Genomic DNA, 17,896 nt, shown 5'->3' with positions numbered 1-17,896 from the left:
CAAACGTGAAGCCTGGGGAGGCGGACATGAACGGAGTGCGGTTGCTGATGGTTGGGATTCTCGTGGGCTTCGCGGCGACGGCCGGCGCCAGGGACTGTGACGACTACGCCGGCGCCATCGACGTGCTCTGGACCCAGGGCGCCGCCGGCGGCGTGCTGGCGCTCTGCGCGGCGCCGGGGGTGGTCTACACCGTCAACAACGACGCGCTGCGCGTCCTCTCCGTGGCGGACGACGCCCCCAGCGTCCTGAGCTCCCTGACGCTCAGCGGCAACGGCATGGCCGTCGCGCTCGTGGGGACTCGCGCGGTGGTGGCGGATTACAACTCGGTGGACGTGATCGACGTCTCGACGCCGTCGGCGCCCGTGCTCCTCGACAGCGAGCCGGGCTCCGCGCTCGATCTGGCCGTGGTGGGCGACCTCCTCTACGTGGCCGCCGGCGCGAACGGCCTGCACATCCTTCGCCTCGAGACCGATGGCTCCCTCAGCTCGCTGGCGCTGATGCCCACGCCCGGCAGCAACTGCACCCAGGTCGCGGCGGACGGCGCCCGGGTTCTCCTCCGCGAGGGCGGCGACCTGCGGATCGTGGACGCGAGCGACCCCGGCGCGCCCAGCATTGTCGGCGGCGTCACCTACTCCTACCCCAACGTGCTCAAGGACGTCGCGCTGGCCGGAGACGTGGCCCTGGTCCTGGTGAACCCGGGCGTGCGCGCGCTGGACATCACGCAGCCCGCGGCGCCGGTGGAACTGGCCGCGCTGGAGCTGCCGGAGCTGGGCGCTCGTCTCGATCGCGACGGCGCGCTGGGCTACGTGGCCTACAACGGCGGCTACGAGCGCCTCGATCTGAGCGATCCCGCCGCGCCGAGTCTGGACTACTACCTGACCGTGGTCGGCGCGGTCACCGGCGTGGTCGCGAGCGGCCCCCGCGCCTATGTCGGCTCCACGTCCGGAAGCCAGGCCCTCAGCTGCATCGACCTCGCCGGCGCGACCCCGCCCAACTGGCTGGACCAGGTGGATCTCCTCTTCGCGGGCCCTGCGGACGTGGATGCACACGCGGGCATCGCCGTGGCTGCGAATCCCGGGCACCCGGCCGTGCTGTTCGACGTCAGCGATCCGCGGAACGTGCGCGAGCTGCCGGAGATCGGTCTCACGATCGAGGCCGTCGCCGTGGGGGACGGTCACGTCTACATCGACCAGACGCTGCTGCGAACGTTCGACGTGAGCGACCCGGAGAACCCGGTGGTGACCTCGGTCCTTGGACATGCCGGGTACACCACCTCGATGGCCCTGGACCGCGCGGCGCAGCGGCTCGTGATCGGTACGACGGCGTCCATGGTCGTGCTGTCCGTCGTCCTTCCCGCCACGCCGCAACCCCTGAGCGTGGTCGAGGACCTCGACGTGGTGGACGTGCTCATCAACGGCAATCTCGTCTACCTGCTCACCAGCGGCTGCGAGCTGAAGGTCTTCGACATCTCCGCGCCGGAGACGCCGGTGGAGCTGTGGACCGTCCCCGCCTACTGCGGCGAGCGCATGGCCCTCGGGACCGGGACGCTCTACATCGCCGACGGCGCCGCGGGGATTCGCGCCTTCCACCTGACGGGGCAGGGCTATCCCGACTACAAGGCTACCTTCGGCGACGTCACCGCCACCGACCTGGCCGTCCACGGCGCGCACGCCTACGTGAGCTGCCCCGAGGGCATCGAGGTCTACGACGTGAGCAATCCCCTGGCGGGCATCTCTCTGGGCCGGGTGCGCGATGGCGACATGCGCAGCGTCGCGCTGCTGGATGACGAGGGCCTGGTCGCGGTGGGCGTGAACCTCTTCGCCACGGCAGCGCTCGACTGCGGCGATCTCACCGCCGTGGAGGCGCCGCCGGCGCCCGTCGCTCCGCTCACGGCCCAGCCCAACCCCTTCAACCCCAGCACCACGCTGCGCTTCGCGCTGCCCGCCGCCGGCGCGGTGGACGTGGCCGTCTACGACCTGGCCGGCCGCCGCCTGCGGCGGCTCGCCACGGGCTGGCGGGAGGCCGGCGAGCAGCGCGTCGTCTGGGACGGCCGCGACGACTCGGGCCACGCCCTGCCCAGCGGCGTCTACTTCGCGCAGGTCGGCGGCGCCGGTCTCGACGCCACGAGCAAGCTGGTGCTCCTCAAGTAGCGCTCGCGGCTTGTGATGCGCCCTCGTCTGGCGTAGCTTCGGGCGACCCCCAGCCCAAGGACACGCCATGGACGCCCCCCTGGCCCTCGACCTGCGCTCGGAGGTGGGCCGCCTGGAGGCGGTGCTCCTCCACGAGCCCGGCCCCGAGATCGAGAACATGGCGCCGCGCCACGCAGCGCGGGCGCTGTACAGCGACATCCTGAGCCGGCGCGCGGCGCTGCGCGACTACGCGGAGATGCGCGGCGTGCTCGAGCGCGTGGCGCAGTGCTTCCAGCTCCGCGATCTGCTCGCCGAGGTGCTCGCCGACCCAAATGTCAGCGAGGGCCTGGTGGAGACGATCTGCCGCAACGAGGGGCAATCGACCCTGCGCCCCGCCCTCGCGGCGCTCGAGCCGGCCGAGCTGGCGCGACAGCTCATCGAGGGCGTCGTCCTGCCGCAGGACACGCTCACGCGCTTCCTCACCGACGAGCGCTACGCCCTGCAGCCGCTGCACAACCTCTTCTTCATGCGCGACACCGGCGCCGCCCTTGGCGAGCGCTTCGTCTCCGCGCGCATGGCCAACGCCGTGCGCGAGCGCGAGGCGCTGCTCGTGGCCACGGTGATGCGTCACCATCCCCGCTTCCGTGCGCCCGTGGTGGAGCTGCCGCTGGGCCTGGACCGCAGCGGCGACGTGAGCGTGGAGGGCGGCGATCTCCTCGTCGCGCGCGAGGACCTGCTCATCGTCGGCCTCGGCGCGCGCACGAGTCCGCAGGCGGTGGACTGCATCGTGTCGGCCTGCCACGACCGCCACGAGCGCTGGGATCTCGTCATCCAGGAGCTGCCGCGTGAGCCCGAGTCGTTCATCCACCTGGACATGGTCTTCACGCTGCTGGACCGGGATGCCTGCCTCGTCTACGAGCCGGTCCTGCTGCGGCCGAACCCGCTGCAGACGGTCCACATGCGGATCGAGGGCGGGCGCGTGACGGGCATCCGCCGCGAGACGAACCTGCTGGACACGCTGCGGCGGCTGGGGCTCGACCTCGAGCCCGTGCTCTGCGGCGGCGCGGGCGACGCCTGGGTGCAGGAGCGCGAGCAGTGGCACTCCGGCGCCAACGCTTTCGCCGTGGCGCCGGGGCAGGTGCTCATGTACGGGCGCAACCAGCGCACGGTGGAGGAGCTGGATCGCCACGGCTTCGCCGTCATCGAGGCGGCCGAGCTGCTCGCCGGGCGGGCCGCGCTGCCGGAGGCGGGGCGGGCGGTGGTCACCATCGGCGGGGCGGAGCTGGCCCGGGGTGGCGGCGGCTGCCGCTGCATGACCTTGCCCCTGCGTCGCGCGCCGCTGGGCTAGACGCCGTGCCCGAACTGCCCGAGGTCGAGTCCGTCGCCCGCAGCCTGCGCGAGGGTCTGCTGGGACGTCGCCTGGAGGCCATCCAGGCCCGCTGGGCCGGCAGCCTCCGCCCCTCGCCCGCCACGGCTCGACGCGCCCTCGTCGGCCTCACGCTGCTCGCCGTGGATCGCCACGGCAAGTACCTCTTCCTGACCTTCGGGGACGCCCCCGCCGGCCCGCCGCGGCGGCAGCTCATGCTGCACCTGCGCATGACCGGGCAGCTCTTCACGGATCCCGCCTACCGTCCCGACAAGCACCTGCGCCTGCGCTTCGACTTCGACGGACGGCGCGTCTACTACCGGGACATCCGCAAGTTCGGCGGCTTCGACCTGCTGGACGGCCTGCCGGGCCGGAAGGCCATCCCCCACGTGGGCCCGGACTGGCTGGCGCTGCGCTTCCGCGAATGGGCTCCCCGCCTCGACGGCCGCCGCGCGCCGATCAAGGGCCTGCTCCTGGACCAGGGCGTGGCGGCGGGGCTGGGGAACATCTACGCCGACGAGGCGCTCTTCCGCGCGGGGATCCACCCCGCCACGCCGGCCGGCGCCCTCGACGCCACCGCCCGCCGCCGCCTCTTCGACGCCTGCCGCCGCGTGCTGCGCCTGGGCATTCGCCACGGCGGCACCACCTTCCTCGACTTCGTCGACTTCGACGGACGCCCCGGCAACTTCCGCCGCAAGCTCCGGGTCTACGGGCGGACCGGCGAGCCCTGCCGGGCGTGCGGAACGCCACTGGTCAAGACCCAGATCGCCGGTCGCGGCAGCCACTTCTGTCCCCGCTGCCAGCCCCCGGGACTCGCGCCGCCGCCCACTCCGTAAGCTGCTCCGAACGGGCACCCGCCCGCGCTCCCGAGGATGGCCTACAATTTCCAGGAACGCTTACTCTTGTAGTGCATAACGCTAGACGGCGTGGAAATCTGCAACGCGTCACCCAAAAGGGTGGCCACTGACACAGATTGGAGCTTTTTTAGCTTAACACGTCGATGGCTAGGTGCTAGACTCCTGGCCTGACGACGACCACGCGACCCGTCTCCCGGCCCCCAAAACAAGAGAGCAAGGCATGGAAAGCACGAAGCCCCATCTGCGCGAGTTCCTCGAGATCCCCTACGACCAGCTCGAAGAGCTGAACCTCGCCTCCAAGGCCCACCAGGAGAGCTGGGCGCCGATGGAGGAGGTCGAGGCCGAGCGGCGCCGCTACCTCGAGGGCGAGAAGCGGATCAAGGCCGTCACCGTCGCCTTCACCGATCTCGAGGGCCGGCTCCACATGCTGGACTACGACAAGAAGTTCCTGCTGAAGGCCGACCAGCTCACCTTCGACGGCAGCTCGATCCGGGGCTTCACCAAGATCGCCGAGAGCGACCTGCGCCTGGGCATCGACTGGCGCGCCTTCTACTGGATGCCGGCGGACGTCTTCGGCCCCGGCAAGGTGCTGGTCTTCGGACACGTCCTCGGCAAGGACGGCCAGCCCTACGAGGCGGACTTCCGCGGCCGCCTGCTGCAGCTCACCCAGGAGCTCTACTGGAAGGACGGCACGGTGGCCAACGTGTCGGCCGAGATCGAGGGCTTCCTCTTCAAGAACCGCGACGCCGAGCGCGCCTACTACGAGCACGGCGAGTTCGATCTCATCTCCACGGGCGGCTACTTCCACAGCCTGCCGCAGGATCCGCTGCGCCAGTTCATCGACACCGCCGCCGAAGTGCAGCGCGCCATGGGCTTCGAGAACGAGAAGGACCACCCCGAGGTGGGTCCGTCGCAGTTCGAGATGAACTTCAAGTACGCGCCGGCTCTCATCGCCGCCGACCGCATCCAGCTCTACAAGCTGCTCTGCCGGCAGGTGGCCCAGGGCATGGGCATGACGGCGAGCTTCCTGCCGAAGCCCATCACCGGCATCAACGGCAGCGGCATGCACACGAACATCTCGCTGGCGCGGAAGGGCGACAACCTGTTCTGGGAAGAGGGCGCGAAGCTCAACATGTCCAGGACCGGACACGACTTCATGCAGAGGGTCCTCCACAACGCCGAGGACATCTGCCTGATCCTGAACGCGAGCGTGAACGCGTATCGCCGTCTCGATCCCAACTTCGAGGCGCCCAACGAGATCGCCGCCAGCCCCACCGACCGCAGCGCCATGATCCGCATCCCGCTGGCCACGCGCGGCGGGCAGCGCATCGAGGTGCGCTCGGTCGGCCCCGACGTGAACCCCTACATGCTGATCTACACGCTGCTGCGCACGGGCATGGAGGGTCCCCAGCCGGATCCCCACGCGCCCAAGCCCAAGCGGATCCGCAAGCGCACGTTGCCGGGGAACATCTACGACGCCATGGGCGCGTTCCGCCGCAGCGCCTGGGCCAAGGAAGTGCTGGGCGACGCGAGCCACATGAAGTACTGCGAGCTCAAGGAGATGAGCGCCCACCGCTGCCCGCGCGAGCTGGGCAATCGGATCAAGCGCGCGGAGATCATGTTCCACCACGAGGTGACGAACCAGATGCTCTGGAACAGCTTCTAGGCGCCGCAGCAACGGCCTCGATCACGCCGGCGGTCCCACGAGGGGCCGCCGGTTTTGTCTGCGCGACCGGCGACACCCGGGGATCTTGCCCGGCGGAGACGAACTCGCTATGGTCGTCGCTCCCGCCAGTTCCGGAGGATGGCCGTGCCCGATCCCGCAGCATCCCTGAAGCGCTTCGTGCTGGAGCGGCTGGGCGCGCGCCCGGCCCTTCGCGTGCTCGAGGCCGGCTGCGGCAGCGGAAGCTGGTTCGACCTGCCCGCCATGCGCGGCGAAGGCAAGATCGTCGGCATCGACATCTCCGCGAAGCAGCTCGAGCGGAACACCATCATCGACGAGGCCATCGAGGGCGACCTCATGGCCCACCGCTTCGCGCCGGACAGCTTCGACCTGATCATCAGCATCGACGTCCTCGAGCACCTGGACCGGCCGACGGCCGCCCTCGACAACCTGGCCGACGCGCTGGCGCCGGAGGGCCTGCTCGTCCTCAAGATCCCCAACGCCGCGTCGGTGAAGGGCCTCTTCACCAAGTTCACGCCGCACGGGCTGCACGTCTGGGTCTACCGCAGGTTCCGCGGACGGCCGAACGCGGGCAAGGACGACGTGGGTCCCTTCAAGACCTTCATGCGGATGTCCATCAGACCCCGCGCCCTGCGGCGCTGGGCCCGCCAACGCGGTCTCGAACACGCCTACGAGGACTACTACGAGGCCGCCTTCCAGCGGCGCATCCGCCGCAAGCTCGGCCCGCTGGATCCGCTCGCGCGCCTCGGGGACCGCGCGCTGGAGGCCGTGACCGGGGGGCGGCTGTCCCTCGCCCGGACCGAGTACATCGTCGTGTTTCGCCGCGCCGGGGTCTGATCCTCGCGCCCGGCGTTTTCGCGTGAGTTGGGCTCCCAGTTTCGCGACAATTCGGGCGACCCGGCGTGACCTGGCCGACGGCCGCGGTGTCATTCCGGCAGACGAACCCCCACGAAAGGACAGTGTCATGGCAGGCATTCTCGACTCGCTCATGGGGCAGCTCGGCGGCAGCCCCCTCAAGAACCTCAGCCAGCAGATCGGCGCCGACGAGAAGACGACCCAGGGCGCCATCGGCGCCGCGCTGCCGCTGCTGCTCGGCGCTCTCGCCCGCAACGCCCAGGACGGCAAGGGCGCCTCGGCGCTGAGCGGCGCGCTGGAGCGCGACCACGACGGCGGCATCCTCGACAACCTCGGCGGCTTCTTCGGCGGCGGCGACACCTCGCCGGGCCAGGGCATCCTGAAGCACGTCCTCGGCGGCAAGCAGCCGGCGGTGGAGACGGGCGTCGCCCACGCCAGCGGCCTCGACACCGACTCCGCGGGCAAGCTCCTCGCCATGCTCGCGCCGATGGTGATGGGCGCGCTGGGCAAGGCCAAGCGCGAGAGCGGTCTCGACGCCGGCGCGCTCGCGGGCATGCTGAGCAACGAGCGCCAGGCCATCGAGCGCCGCGCGCCCCAGCAGATGGGCATGCTGGGCAAGCTGCTGGACGCCGACGGCGACGGCGACGTCGACCTGGGCGACGGCATCAAGGCCCTGGGCAAGCTCTTCGGCAGGTAGCGGCGATGGCCGCGCGCTAGCGCGCGGCCTCGGCCACCCAGCCCTCGGCGATCTTGAGGATCACCTGCGTGGCCTTCTCCATGGTCTGCAGCGAGGCCCACTCACGCACGCTGTGGTAGTTCGCGCCCCCGGTGAAGACGTTGGGCGTGAGGATGCCCATGGTGGTGAGCCGCGCGCCGTCCGTCCCGCCGCGGATGACGTCGATCCGCGGCTCCACGCCCGCCGCGCGCGTGGCCTCCATGGCGATCTCCACGATGCGCGGGTTCTCGTCGAGCTTGGGGCCCATGTTGAGATAGCTCTCGGTGACCTCAAGCTCGATGCGCGTCTTCGGGAAGTCGCGGCGCACCGCGTCGCGGATATCCTCCAGCAGACGGATCTTCGCCTTCGAGCCCGCCAGGTCGAAGTCGCGGATGAGCAGGTGCAGCGTGCAGGCGTCCACCCCGCCCTGGATCGCGCGCGGGTGCAGGTAGCCCTCGCGTTTCTCGGTGGTCTCGGGACGCATGTCCTCGGGCAGGCGCGCCAGGATCGCCGCGGCCGCGTAGAGCGTGTTCACCATGCGGTTCTTGGCCGTGCCCGGATGCACGTTGTAGCCGCTCAGCCGGAAGGTCGCCGCGTGCGCGTTGAAGGTCTCGCGCTCGATGCGGCCCAGGTCCTGACCGTCGAGGGTGTAGGCGATCCGCGCGCCGAAGCCCGCCACGTCGAAGCGGTTCGCGCCGCGGCCGATCTCCTCGTCGGGCGTGAAGCCGATGGCGATGTCCCCGTGCAGCAGCGACGGATCGCCCACCAGACGCTCCACCGCCTCCATGATCTCGGCCACGCCGGCCTTGTCGTCGGCGCCGAGCAGGGTGGTCCCGTCGCTGGTCACGATGTCGTCACCCACGCAGGCCGCCAGCTCGGGCGTGTCCGCGGGCCGGATCACCTGCGTCGGGTCCCCCGGCAGCACGATCTCGCCGCCGTCGTAGCCGCGATGCACCTGCGGCTTCACGTTCTCGCCGGGCGCGTCGGGGCTGGTGTCCATGTGCGCGATGAAGCCGACGCCCGGCACCTTGCCCCGCGCCGGATGCCCGGCCGGCAGGTTCGACGACAGCAGCGCGTAGACGTAGCCGTGCTCGTCCAGACGCGGCGCGAGGCCCATCGCCGCCAGCTCGTCCCGCAGCACCCGCGCCAGGTCGAGCTGACGCGCCGTGGACGGGCAGCTCGGCGAGTGCTCGTCCGAGGTGGTGTAGATCTCGCAGTAGCGGATGAAGCGCGCGAGCAGGCGCTCGGTCTCGGGCGCACGGCGGGTGCTGGATTCGCTGGGCATGGGTCCTCCTTCGCTGGCGCCAGGGTAGCGCCCGGCGAGGAAGCGGTCAATTCGGCGGGCGACGCCCCGCCGCCTGTGCTATCCTGCGGCCCTCAGACGCCGGAGGTGCCATGTCCGACTCCCCCACCCGCGTGATCGTCGCCATGACCGGCGCCAGCGCCACCCCCTACGCCTGGCGGCTCCTGGAGCGGCTGGCGGGCGCGCGCATCGGCGTGGAGCTCATGGTGAGCGAGAACATCGACGCCCTCTGCCGCGTCGAGCTGGGCAGCAGCCTCGAGGCCGAGCTGAAGAAGATCTATCGCAAGTCGCTCGCCGCGGGCGAGCGACTGGGCGAGGCCGAAGACGGCGGGCCGCTCGCGCGGCGTCACGGGCTCGGCGACTTCGCCGCGGCGGCGGCCAGCGGCAGCGGGCGCGACGTGCCCATGGTCGTCGTCCCCTGCTCGACGGGCACGCTGGGCCGCATCGCCGGCGGTGTGAGCGACAACCTGATCACGCGCGCGGCGGACGTCTGCCTCAAGGAGCGCCGCCGCCTGATCCTGGTGCCGCGGGAGACGCCGCTCTCGGCCATCCACCTGGAGAACATGCTGCGGCTCTCCCACGCCGGCGCGACGATCCTGCCCGCCAGCCCCGGCTTCTACCAGGGTGGCGAGCGGGTGGAGCAGCTGGTGGACTTCGTCGTGCAGCGCATCCTGCGGCAGCTCGGCCTGGGCCACCTCGGCCGCTACGCCGGCTGGGGCGAGGACGAGCCGATTTGAACACGGCCCCTGTCCAGCCGGACACGCCCCGGGGCTTCTGGGGACGGCTCCGCGCCGTCCTCGACATGATCGCCTTCCACCACACGCTCTTCGCGCTGCCCTTCGCGCTGCTGGGCATGATGCTCGCCGCGCGCGACAACAGTCCGGCGGGCTGGCCCGGCTGGCGCACCCTGCTGCTCGTCCTCGGCTGCATGGTCACGGCGCGCAGCGCGGCCATGGCCTACAACCGCATCGCCGACCAGGACATCGACGCCGCCAACCCGCGCACGGCGGCGCGCCACCTGCCGGCGGGGCTGCTCACCCGGGCCTGGGTCTACGGTTTCGTCTTCGTGAATGCCTGCCTCTTCATCTTCTTCGCGGTGCTGCTCGGTCCGGTGCCCGGACGCCTCAGTCCCGCGGCACTGGCCTGGATCCTCGGCTATTCGCACGCCAAGCGCTTCACCGCGGCGAGCCACTTCTGGCTGGGACTCTCGCTGGCCATCGCGCCCGTGGGCGCCTGGGTGGCGGTGACGGGGCACCTCGACGCCGCGCCCTGGCTGCTGGCGCTGGCGGTGCTGTTCTGGGTGGGGGGCTTCGACATCATCTACTCCCTGCAGGACCTGGACTACGACCGCCGCCGCGGCCTGCACTCGCTCGCCGCGAGGCTGGGCCCCCGCGGCGCGCTCGGGCTCGCCGCGGCGTGCCATGTGGCGATGATTGTCAGCCTGGCGGTCTTCGGAGAGCTGCGCGACCTGGGCCTTCCCTTCCGCCTCGGCCTCGCCCTGGCCTCGCTCTTGCTGATCTGGGAGCATCGGGTGGTCCGGGGTGGCGAGCTGGGGCGCATCGACCTGGCCTTCTTCCGTCTGAACAGCTGGGTCGGCGTGCTGGTGTTCGTGGCCGGCGCCCTGGGCATCGTACTCGTCTGAGCGATCCTGAATCACCGCTTGCCGAATGTTGCCGGCGAACCTATTCTGGCCCGGCTGCGGCGGCCCAGACGTCGCCAGGCACCGGGGAGGGTCCATGAGTCCGCTTCGCATCGGCGTGATTTCCTTCGTCAATTCCCTGCCGCTGATTCGCGGACTGGAGAAGCAGCGCAGCCCCGAGGTGGAGCTGGTCTACGCCAATCCCAGCTCGCTGGCGGACCGCCTGCGCTACGGCGAGCTGGACGCGGCGCTGATCCCCGCCGTGGAGTACCTGCGCGGCGTGGGCGCCGGCGTGGTGCCGGGCCTGTGCATCGCGAGCCGCGGCCCGGTGGAGAGCATCCGCCTGGTGAGCCAGTGGATGCTCGAGGAAGTCGGCAGCGTGCTGGTGGATCAGGCCAGCCGCAGCAGCGTGGCCATGCTGCGCCTGCTCATGGATCGCGTGCATCGCCGCAGCCCGGACTTCTTCAGCTTTCGTCCCGATCCCGCGCAGCCCTTCCTCGGCCCCGACGGCCGCGACGCCCCCGCCGCCCTCATCATCGGCGACGCGGCGATGGAGCTGGCGGATGACGTCGCGCCCTTCACCGTGGACCTCGGCGAGTGGTGGGAGAACACCTTCCACCGTCCCTTCGTCTACGCGCTCTGGGTGACGCGCGCCGCGCCCGACGCGCCGGAGTTCGAGCGTCTCAGCACGCTGCTGCGCGCCAGCGCCGAGCAGGGACGTCGTGAGCTGCCGCGCATCTGCGAGGAGGTCGCCGAGACCCGTCGCTGGCCCGAGTCCCGCGTGCACGAGTACCTCACGCGCCGCATCCACTACACGCTGGACAACGAGACGCTCGCCGGCCTGTCGCTCTTCCGCGACCTCTGCGTGGAGAACTACCTCTGTCCCGACCGCCCCGAGGTTCTCGACGGCCTGGCCGGCCTCAAGGGCGAACTGGAGCGCGCCACCGGCGGCTCCGGCCGCTAGCCCGTGCCCCGCGGTGGGCACTGGGAGCGCTGCCGTCTACCCGGCTTCGCGCCGGACGAGCTGACCGCAGGCAGCGCCGACGCCCGCGACCGGGCGGTGGACCTCTATCGCGTCGGCCTGCTGCTGCCCGTCACCGCGCCGCCCATCGCCGACGGCGCCCTGGCCGTGGCGGCGGGGCGCGTCGTCGCGATGGGTCCCGCGCGCGAGGTCCTCGCCGCGCATCCGAACGCCCGCCGCGTGGCCGAACTGCCCGGCGCCGTGCTCCTGCCCGGCCTCGTGAACGCCCACTGCCATCTGGGCCTGACCTTCGCGCAGGGCGTGCTGCCGCCCACCGAGGACTTCGCGGCCTGGATCCGCCGCCTCCTGCCCCTGCGCCGCTCCTGGACCGAGGACGAACTCCGCCTCTCCCTCCTCGCCGGTCTGCGCGAGACGCTTCGCGGCGGCTGCACGCTGGTGGGCGAGATCCTCACCGAGACCGAGTCCGACGCCGGCGCGCTGCTCGCCGAGTTCGCCCCGCCGCTGCGCATTCGCGCCTTCCACGAGGCGCTGGGCTGGCTCGCGAGCGACCGCGAGGCCGCGCTGCAGCGGGTGCGCGCCCTCGACCCCGCGCCGCTGGACTTCGCGCCCGGCGAGCTGCGGCACGGCCTCAGCCCCCACGCGCCCTACAGCACGCACCCCGAGCTCTACGCCGCGCTCTTCGACGACGCGGCGGCGCGCGGCTGGCCGCTGTCCACCCATCTTTCGGAGACCGCCGACGAACTGGACTACCAGCGCGAAGACCGCGGCGCGCTCAGCGCCCTGCGCGCCCGCGTGGGCTGGGACGCCGAGGGGCCGTCGCCCTGGTGCGGCGGACGCACGGTGGACGCCTGGCTCGCCGAACACCCCCCGGGCGCGCCGTTGCAGCTCGTGCACGGCACCTGGCTGGACGCCGAGGCCGTCGCCCGCGTGGCGGCGATGGAGCGCGTGAGCGTGGCCTACTGCCCGGGATCGGTGGCCTGGTTCCACGGGGGACGCGACCCGCATCCCGTGCGCGCACTGCTCGACGCGGGGGTGACCGTGGGCCTCGGCACCGACTCGCTGGCCAGCAGTCCTACGCTGAACCTCCCGCTGACGGCCACGCTGGCGCGGCGGGCGCATCCCGATCTCGAGCCGCTGGAGCTGCTGTGGATGCTCACGCGCGGCGGCGCAGTGAGCCTCGACTGGGCGGAGGCCGGCGAGCTGCGCGCGGGCGGGCCGGCGGACTTCGTGGCCTTCTCGCTGGCGGGGGTGCGCGACGCGTCGCGCCTCGGCGCCGCCGAGGCGGTGGAGGGCGCGCTGCTCTCCGGCTACCGCGTGCCCGGCCTGCACGTCATCGGCGGCATCGCGCACGCCATGGCCGTGCTCGCGCCCTTCCCGCGCTAGCGGCCGACCGTGCGGCCCTCGGCGCAGAGCGCGTCGATGAGGTCCAGCTCCCGCGCCACGCGCTGATCCCAGGAGTCGAAGTGCTCGGCGGCCCAGCGCTTCGCCCCCGCGGCGAGACGCGCGCGCGCCGCGTCGTCGGCGAGAAGCTCGCGCAGGGCGGCGAGCAGCGCGGCGTCGTCGTCCGGCGGGACGAGGCGTCCGTTCACGCCGTCGCGCACCATCTCGGCCGTGCCGGCCACGTCCGTCGCCAGCACGGGGCAGCCCATCACCATGGCCTCGCAGGTCGGGATGGAGCCGTTGGAGTAGGTGTTGAGGGTGACGAAGACGTCGGCCGCGGCGAAGAGGGCGGGGACGTCGTCGTGGGGCACGGCGCCGAGGAAGCGCACGCGGTCGGCGTCGGGCAGGCGGGCGGCGGCCTCGCGCATCCAGGCCTCGTCCTCGCCGCTGCCGGCGACGAGCACGCTCACCGGACGCGGCGTGTCGGCCAGCAGCCGCGGCAGCACGCGCATGAACTGCCGCGTGCCCTTGAAGGGCGCGAGGCGCGCGAGGAAGAGCAGCACGGCGTCGTCCGGCGCCGCGCCCAGCCGCGCGCGCTCGGCCGCGCGGTCGAGGGAGAGGTCCGCCCACTCGGTGTGGATGCCGTTCAGCAGCTGGACGACGCGCCCGGCCGGCACGCCCGCGTGGAGCGCGGCCTCGCGGCCGCGGGTGCCGTCGTTGAGGATGACGAGGCGATCGACCTGGCGCGTGAGGCCGTAGAGCGTCTCCAGGTTCTTGTAGCGGTACTTCCAGCGCGGCCAGCGGTCGAAGAAGGCGGCGGTGTAGACGCCGAAGTGCTTCACGGCGCTGGGGATCCCGCGCTCGCGCCCCACGACCTCGGCCGCGCGCGCGCCGTGGTAGCTGAAGCCCAGCACCAGCTCGGGCGCGACCTCGGCCGCCACGCGACGGGCGCGGCGCACGACCGGCCCCAGGAACCAGCCCATGTAGACGAGCCGCCTGAGCGGCGTGGGCAACCAGCGCCAGCGGGCGAAGACGTCGGGGAAGGGGTGCAGGCGCAGGTTCGGATGCAGCTCGGCGGGGTCGAAGCGGCCGCCATCGGGCAGCACGAAGTGCAGCGTGTGCCCCGCCGCCAGCGCGCGGCGGACGAACTCGGCGTCGTCGCTGACGCCCGCCTTGCCGGGCATGGACCAGAAGTCCGCCCAGGGCGTGACCACCAGGATGCGTCGCGGCTGGCGGGGCGTGACGTGCATGTCCGCACCCTAGCACCGCCCGCGAAGGGCGGGAAGCGGGACTTGTTGTCGCCGGGGCGCTGCGCTAGTGTCGCGGCAGCCGGGAGGAGACGCCGTGGGCCGCAACACGTCGATGGTGCTTTGGGGGCTCGCCTTGCTGGCGATCTTCGCCGGCACGACGCTGCTCTTCACGCTGCTGTGGATGCCCGTCTGGCTCAGCCCTTTCGCCTGGACCCTGCGACGGACCGCGGCGGCGGGCTTCGTCCTCGCCCTCATCCCGCTCACCTACGGCCGGCAGCGCCAGGGCGAGGACGCCACCGTCGGCCGCCTCAGCCGCTTCCTGCTGCGGCGTCGCGCCTGGCCCACCGTGGGACTCGGCGCGATCCTGCTCACCGCGCTGCTCACGGGCGTGCAGCTGCTCCTGATCAAGCGCAATCCGAATCTCTCGATCAGTCAGTACTGGCGGGAGGAGATCTGGGCGGTGTGGCTCGCGATGCTGCCCGCCAGCGCGCTCACGCTGACGGGCTTCGCCGGCTGGGTGAGACTGCGGGGGATCAGCCGAAGCCCAGCCAGTCGCCCACCAGGAAGATGACGCGGCCGATGAGGATCGACACGCGGCCCATGATCGTGTAGCCGAAGGCCGCGCCGAAGGACACCATCAGGAACCAGATGCCCAGGCGGCTCACGGCGCCCACCGCGCCCTTGTGCTCGGCCGAGAAGAAGAAGTAGACGAGCACGGCCAGCACGCCGATCACGAAGACCACGCTGGAGACCCACTCGCCCCAGTTCACCGTGTGCGTCTGCTCGGCGGCCCAGATGGGCAGGCGCTCCGGAAGGAAGCGCCAGAAGCTGCGGATCGTGTCCGCCGACTGCGGCAGCACCTCGCCCTGGAGCTTCTGCATCATGTTCAGGCCCGTGTAGTAACCCACGTAGACGGCCAGCGCGAAGCGGCTCACCCAGGCGATCTTCTGCACGTAGCGTGTGTAGAGCACGATGGCCAGCACGAAGGGCACGATCAGCAGCCAGTGCTCCGCGCTGCGCCCGGGGTAGGTGACCGGATCGTAGGCCGGGCCGATGTGGAAGAGCGGCGCGAACAGGTTGGGCACGAAGGTGTTCTTGAAGGTCAGGTTGATGTAGTAGCCCATGCTGATGCCGGCGAACGCGCTCTCCGCGAAGCGGAAGAACGGGTTGTCCTTGTAGAGGAAGCTCAGGATGGCCAGCGTGAAGAGCGAGGCGACCCAGACCCAGACTTCAGTCGACATAGGTTCCTACCCTCTCCCGCGCTGGCGCCGCTCCACGAGGAAGCCGACGTTGCCGATGATGATGAACAGCGTGATGATGGAGTAGACGATGGACTGCACGTCCCAGCCCTTGCCGGCGTTGTAGATGTCCGCCGCGGTGGCTGCCGCCACCTGGGGATACTTCTTCTCCACCAGATACTCGTACTCGGCGGCGCCCTTGAGGCCGGGCAACAGCGCGAACATCTGACCCGCCTTGTAGTAGGCGAAGTACTTCGGCGCGCTCACCGCGGTGCAGCCCACGGCCACCGGCGTCCCGTACTGGGCGTTCACCAGGTTGGCCCACCACTCGCCGATGATGCCCGTCGCGAAGCTCATCACGAAGGTGACGTCCGCGTAGCCCTTCACCGCGTCGGACAGCTCGTAGTGCGTCACCGGCGACTGGAAGTACTCCTGGGGGAACACCGCGTGGACGTTCTCGCCCATCTGCCGCATCGTGGCCTGGCCGCCGTCCTTGTAGCCCAGGTAGACGAAGTCCTTGCCGTAGAACTTGCCCGGGAAGGCCGTGCTCTCCAGCTCGCCGGCGGGAGGATTGAGCGGGCCCACCGCGCGCTGCAGCTCCTCGAGCCCCTCCGTCACGCCCCCCAGCGGGTAGAGCGCGATGCAGACGACCTTGAGGTCGCGCGCCATGCAGTGGCGGATGAAGGTGTCCGCCATGGGGTCGTTCTCGGGCCCGGTGGACGGACCGTAGTCGAAGGACGCCAGCACGGTGGACCCCGCCGGCAGGCTCTCCACGCGATCGTAGAGATCCTGCACCGACTCGGCCACGTTCACCGGCAGGTTGAGCGGCGCGAGGATCGGAATCACCGCCGCCAGGCCCACCAGCAGGTAGAGCCAGCGCCGGTCCAGGTTCATCAGCCGCTGGAAGATGTTCACGCTACTCCCCCTTCTGGAGGCCGAGATAGGAGCGCTCGATGCCGATCAGGATGCGCAGCGCCATGGAGGCGGCGCCCAGCGCGGCGCCGATGATGATCCCGCGCTGCGCGGCGGCATTGGGGATGTTCAGGATCCACTGCGTCACGTCCGGCAGGAAGGGCAGGACGCGCACGACGTAGGGATTCACCCCGAGCATGATCACGAGCGCCGCGGCCAGCAGGATGGCCGCCTCCACGTTGCGGACGCGGAAGGCGCGGAAGGCGGCCGAGGCCACGTAGAAGGCCAGCAGGCTGAACATGGTGGCCTGCAGCGGCTTGAAGCCCGCCTCGACGATCCAGTTGTAGGCCGCATGCGCGTACCAGGCGCCGTTGTCGGCGCGGGCGAAGGCGTCCCAGAGGCCGAAGATGGCCGTCACGATGAGCGCCACCAGGAAGACGCCGGCATAGGGCCAGCCCTGCGCGCGGTTGGAGATCTTCTTGAGATTCACCTGGAAGACGTTCACCACGCCCAGCAGCAGCGCGCCCGCGGCGAGGATGACCATCCACTGCTCGAAGGTGTCGCTGACCTGCAGGATGCCGTTGCCGCCCTCGTCCGGGTTCATCACCGCCGGTGAGCGGAAGAAGAACGACAGGATCGGCAACATGCCGGCGATGAAGGTGAGCAGCAGCGGGATGCGCTTCTTGAACACGGCGGTCTCCTAGTGGGGCAGCAGCCAGTCCTGCATGGCGAGGTTGCCCGAGAAGGTGGCGACGAGCAGGCCGATCACGATCCAGAGCAGGATCAGCAGCTTGACGAAGTCCTGGCCCTTCACGCTGCCCAGCATCACGGGCTCGCGGGACAGGTAGGCGCTGGCCGCGTAGAGCTCCTCGCCGATGAGCGTGTAGTCGCAGGTCACGACGAAGAAGGGAATCTGCGCCACCTCGGCCGTCCCCGCGATCTGGATGGCGCCGGTGGACTGCCCCGCCTCGGCCAGCAGCAGGCTCTCCGCGTAGAACGAGCCCACGAGGAAGTTCGCGGCCGGCTTCTCGCGCACCATCACGCCCGACACCGACGCGGTGTAGGCGAACTGGTCGTAGGTGACGTAGTGGACCATCTCGTCGCTGAAGAGGTCCGGACGGCCCGCCTCGAGGTAGGCCTCCTTGACCGTCTCGCGGGCGGCCGCGAAGGTGAGCGGGTCCTTGTTGGGGACGTCCAGCGGCGTGCCGTACTCGGCGGTGTGCTTGGCCACGTGCTTGAGCACGGCCAGGGAGGCCAGGGTCTGGACCTCGTCGATGGACATGATCCCCGGCACGTAGAGCACCTTGCGGCCGAGCTCGGTGGAACGGCCGATGGCCTCCTCCACGGCGTTCAGTCCCGCGATGCGGCGCACGTAGAGCGAGCGGCCCATGCGCGCCATGCGGATGCTGATCAGGATCACCACCGAGAAGACGACGAAGAGCACCAGCGCCGAGAGGTTCTCGTTGCGGAGCCCCCAGCCCCCCGGCTCCTGGGCGTGGGCCGGGACCGCGCTCGCCGCGCAGGTCAGGAAGGCCAGGAGGGGCGCGGCCATTCGCGCCGGGCTGCCACTGCTACTTCGCATGCTT

General features: G+C 71.1%; 17 protein-coding genes. 11 read left to right on the top strand and 6 right to left on the bottom strand.

Annotation, left to right across the window (positions count from 1 at the left end):
- The first annotated feature begins 26 nt into the window (after nucleotides 1-26).
- The 6 genes from H6693_10060 (at nucleotide 27) to H6693_10035 (ending at nucleotide 7,588) form a co-directional block, all read left to right on the top strand.
- Entirely contained in the window at nucleotides 27-2,150 is a 2,124-nt protein-coding gene (locus H6693_10060; GenBank protein MCB9516526.1) for a T9SS type A sorting domain-containing protein, read from the top strand.
- 67 nt (nucleotides 2,151-2,217) lie between these two features.
- Nucleotides 2,218-3,477 (top strand): arginine deiminase, encoded by a 1,260-nt coding sequence (locus H6693_10055; GenBank protein ID MCB9516525.1) that lies wholly within the window; start codon nucleotides 2,218-2,220, stop codon nucleotides 3,475-3,477.
- Nucleotides 3,478-3,482: 5 nt separating this feature from the next.
- On the top strand, nucleotides 3,483-4,331 hold the full coding sequence (gene mutM, locus H6693_10050) for a bifunctional DNA-formamidopyrimidine glycosylase/DNA-(apurinic or apyrimidinic site) lyase (protein ID MCB9516524.1): 849 nt from the start codon (nucleotides 3,483-3,485) through the stop codon (nucleotides 4,329-4,331).
- Between the two features lie 241 nt (nucleotides 4,332-4,572).
- Nucleotides 4,573-6,018 (top strand): glutamine synthetase, encoded by a 1,446-nt coding sequence (locus tag H6693_10045; GenBank protein ID MCB9516523.1) that lies wholly within the window; start codon nucleotides 4,573-4,575, stop codon nucleotides 6,016-6,018.
- Between the two features lie 144 nt (nucleotides 6,019-6,162).
- Nucleotides 6,163-6,873, top strand: a complete 711-nt coding sequence (locus H6693_10040; GenBank protein MCB9516522.1) for a class I SAM-dependent methyltransferase — start codon at nucleotides 6,163-6,165, stop codon at nucleotides 6,871-6,873.
- A gap of 127 nt (nucleotides 6,874-7,000) precedes the next feature.
- Nucleotides 7,001-7,588, top strand: coding sequence for a DUF937 domain-containing protein (locus H6693_10035; protein MCB9516521.1), 588 nt, complete (start codon nucleotides 7,001-7,003; stop codon nucleotides 7,586-7,588).
- Nucleotides 7,589-7,604: 16 nt separating this feature from the next.
- On the opposite strand, the gene pepT is transcribed toward H6693_10035, so the two are convergent.
- Nucleotides 7,605-8,891: a peptidase T gene (gene pepT, locus H6693_10030; protein ID MCB9516520.1), complete on the bottom strand. Its 1,287-nt coding sequence runs from the start codon at nucleotides 8,889-8,891 to the stop codon at nucleotides 7,605-7,607.
- Between the two features lie 110 nt (nucleotides 8,892-9,001).
- Here pepT and H6693_10025 point away from each other — a divergent pair, with 110 nt between their 5' ends.
- From H6693_10025 to H6693_10010, 4 genes are all read left to right on the top strand, one after another.
- Nucleotides 9,002-9,646: a UbiX family flavin prenyltransferase gene (locus H6693_10025; protein ID MCB9516519.1), complete on the top strand. Its 645-nt coding sequence runs from the start codon at nucleotides 9,002-9,004 to the stop codon at nucleotides 9,644-9,646.
- A 65-nt stretch (nucleotides 9,647-9,711) separates the two neighbouring features.
- The gene (locus H6693_10020; protein MCB9516518.1) at nucleotides 9,712-10,551 is read left to right on the top strand and encodes a UbiA family prenyltransferase; all 840 of its coding nucleotides are present in this window, start codon (nucleotides 9,712-9,714) and stop codon (nucleotides 10,549-10,551) included.
- Nucleotides 10,552-10,645: 94 nt separating this feature from the next.
- Entirely contained in the window at nucleotides 10,646-11,512 is an 867-nt protein-coding gene (locus H6693_10015) for a menaquinone biosynthesis protein (GenBank protein ID MCB9516517.1), read from the top strand.
- Nucleotides 11,513-11,515: 3 nt separating this feature from the next.
- The gene (locus H6693_10010; protein ID MCB9516516.1) at nucleotides 11,516-12,913 is read left to right on the top strand and encodes an amidohydrolase family protein; all 1,398 of its coding nucleotides are present in this window, start codon (nucleotides 11,516-11,518) and stop codon (nucleotides 12,911-12,913) included.
- Here the strand turns inward: H6693_10010 and H6693_10005 are convergent.
- The gene (locus H6693_10005; GenBank protein ID MCB9516515.1) at nucleotides 12,910-14,160 is read right to left on the bottom strand and encodes a glycosyltransferase family 4 protein; all 1,251 of its coding nucleotides are present in this window, start codon (nucleotides 14,158-14,160) and stop codon (nucleotides 12,910-12,912) included. The genes H6693_10010 and H6693_10005 overlap by 4 nt on opposite strands.
- Before the next feature lie 94 nt (nucleotides 14,161-14,254).
- Here H6693_10005 and H6693_10000 point away from each other — a divergent pair, with 94 nt between their 5' ends.
- Nucleotides 14,255-14,731 carry a hypothetical protein gene (locus H6693_10000; GenBank protein MCB9516514.1) on the top strand — a complete coding sequence of 159 codons (477 nt, stop codon included), beginning with the start codon at nucleotides 14,255-14,257 and terminating at the stop codon, nucleotides 14,729-14,731.
- On the opposite strand, the gene H6693_09995 is transcribed toward H6693_10000, so the two are convergent.
- From H6693_09995 to H6693_09980, 4 genes are read right to left on the bottom strand one after another with little or no spacing between them, the layout of a single operon-like run.
- Complete coding sequence (locus tag H6693_09995) at nucleotides 14,694-15,401, bottom strand: hypothetical protein (protein MCB9516513.1); 708 nt, start codon at nucleotides 15,399-15,401, stop codon at nucleotides 14,694-14,696. The genes H6693_10000 and H6693_09995 overlap by 38 nt on opposite strands.
- Nucleotides 15,402-15,407: 6 nt before the next feature.
- Entirely contained in the window at nucleotides 15,408-16,313 is a 906-nt protein-coding gene (locus H6693_09990) for a hypothetical protein (GenBank protein ID MCB9516512.1), read from the bottom strand.
- Between the two features lies 1 nt (nucleotide 16,314).
- Nucleotides 16,315-17,001: a hypothetical protein gene (locus H6693_09985; GenBank protein MCB9516511.1), complete on the bottom strand. Its 687-nt coding sequence runs from the start codon at nucleotides 16,999-17,001 to the stop codon at nucleotides 16,315-16,317.
- A 9-nt stretch (nucleotides 17,002-17,010) separates the two neighbouring features.
- On the bottom strand, nucleotides 17,011-17,892 hold the full coding sequence (locus tag H6693_09980) for a hypothetical protein (protein MCB9516510.1): 882 nt from the start codon (nucleotides 17,890-17,892) through the stop codon (nucleotides 17,011-17,013).
- Nucleotides 17,893-17,896: the final 4 nt, after the last annotated feature.

This window comes from Candidatus Latescibacterota bacterium, assembly GCA_020633725.1.
Classification (GTDB): Bacteria; Krumholzibacteriota; Krumholzibacteriia; order JACNKJ01; family JACNKJ01; genus VGXI01.
Note: the sequence above shows the minus strand (reverse complement) of the source record. Positions and strands in the feature narration are given on the sequence as shown.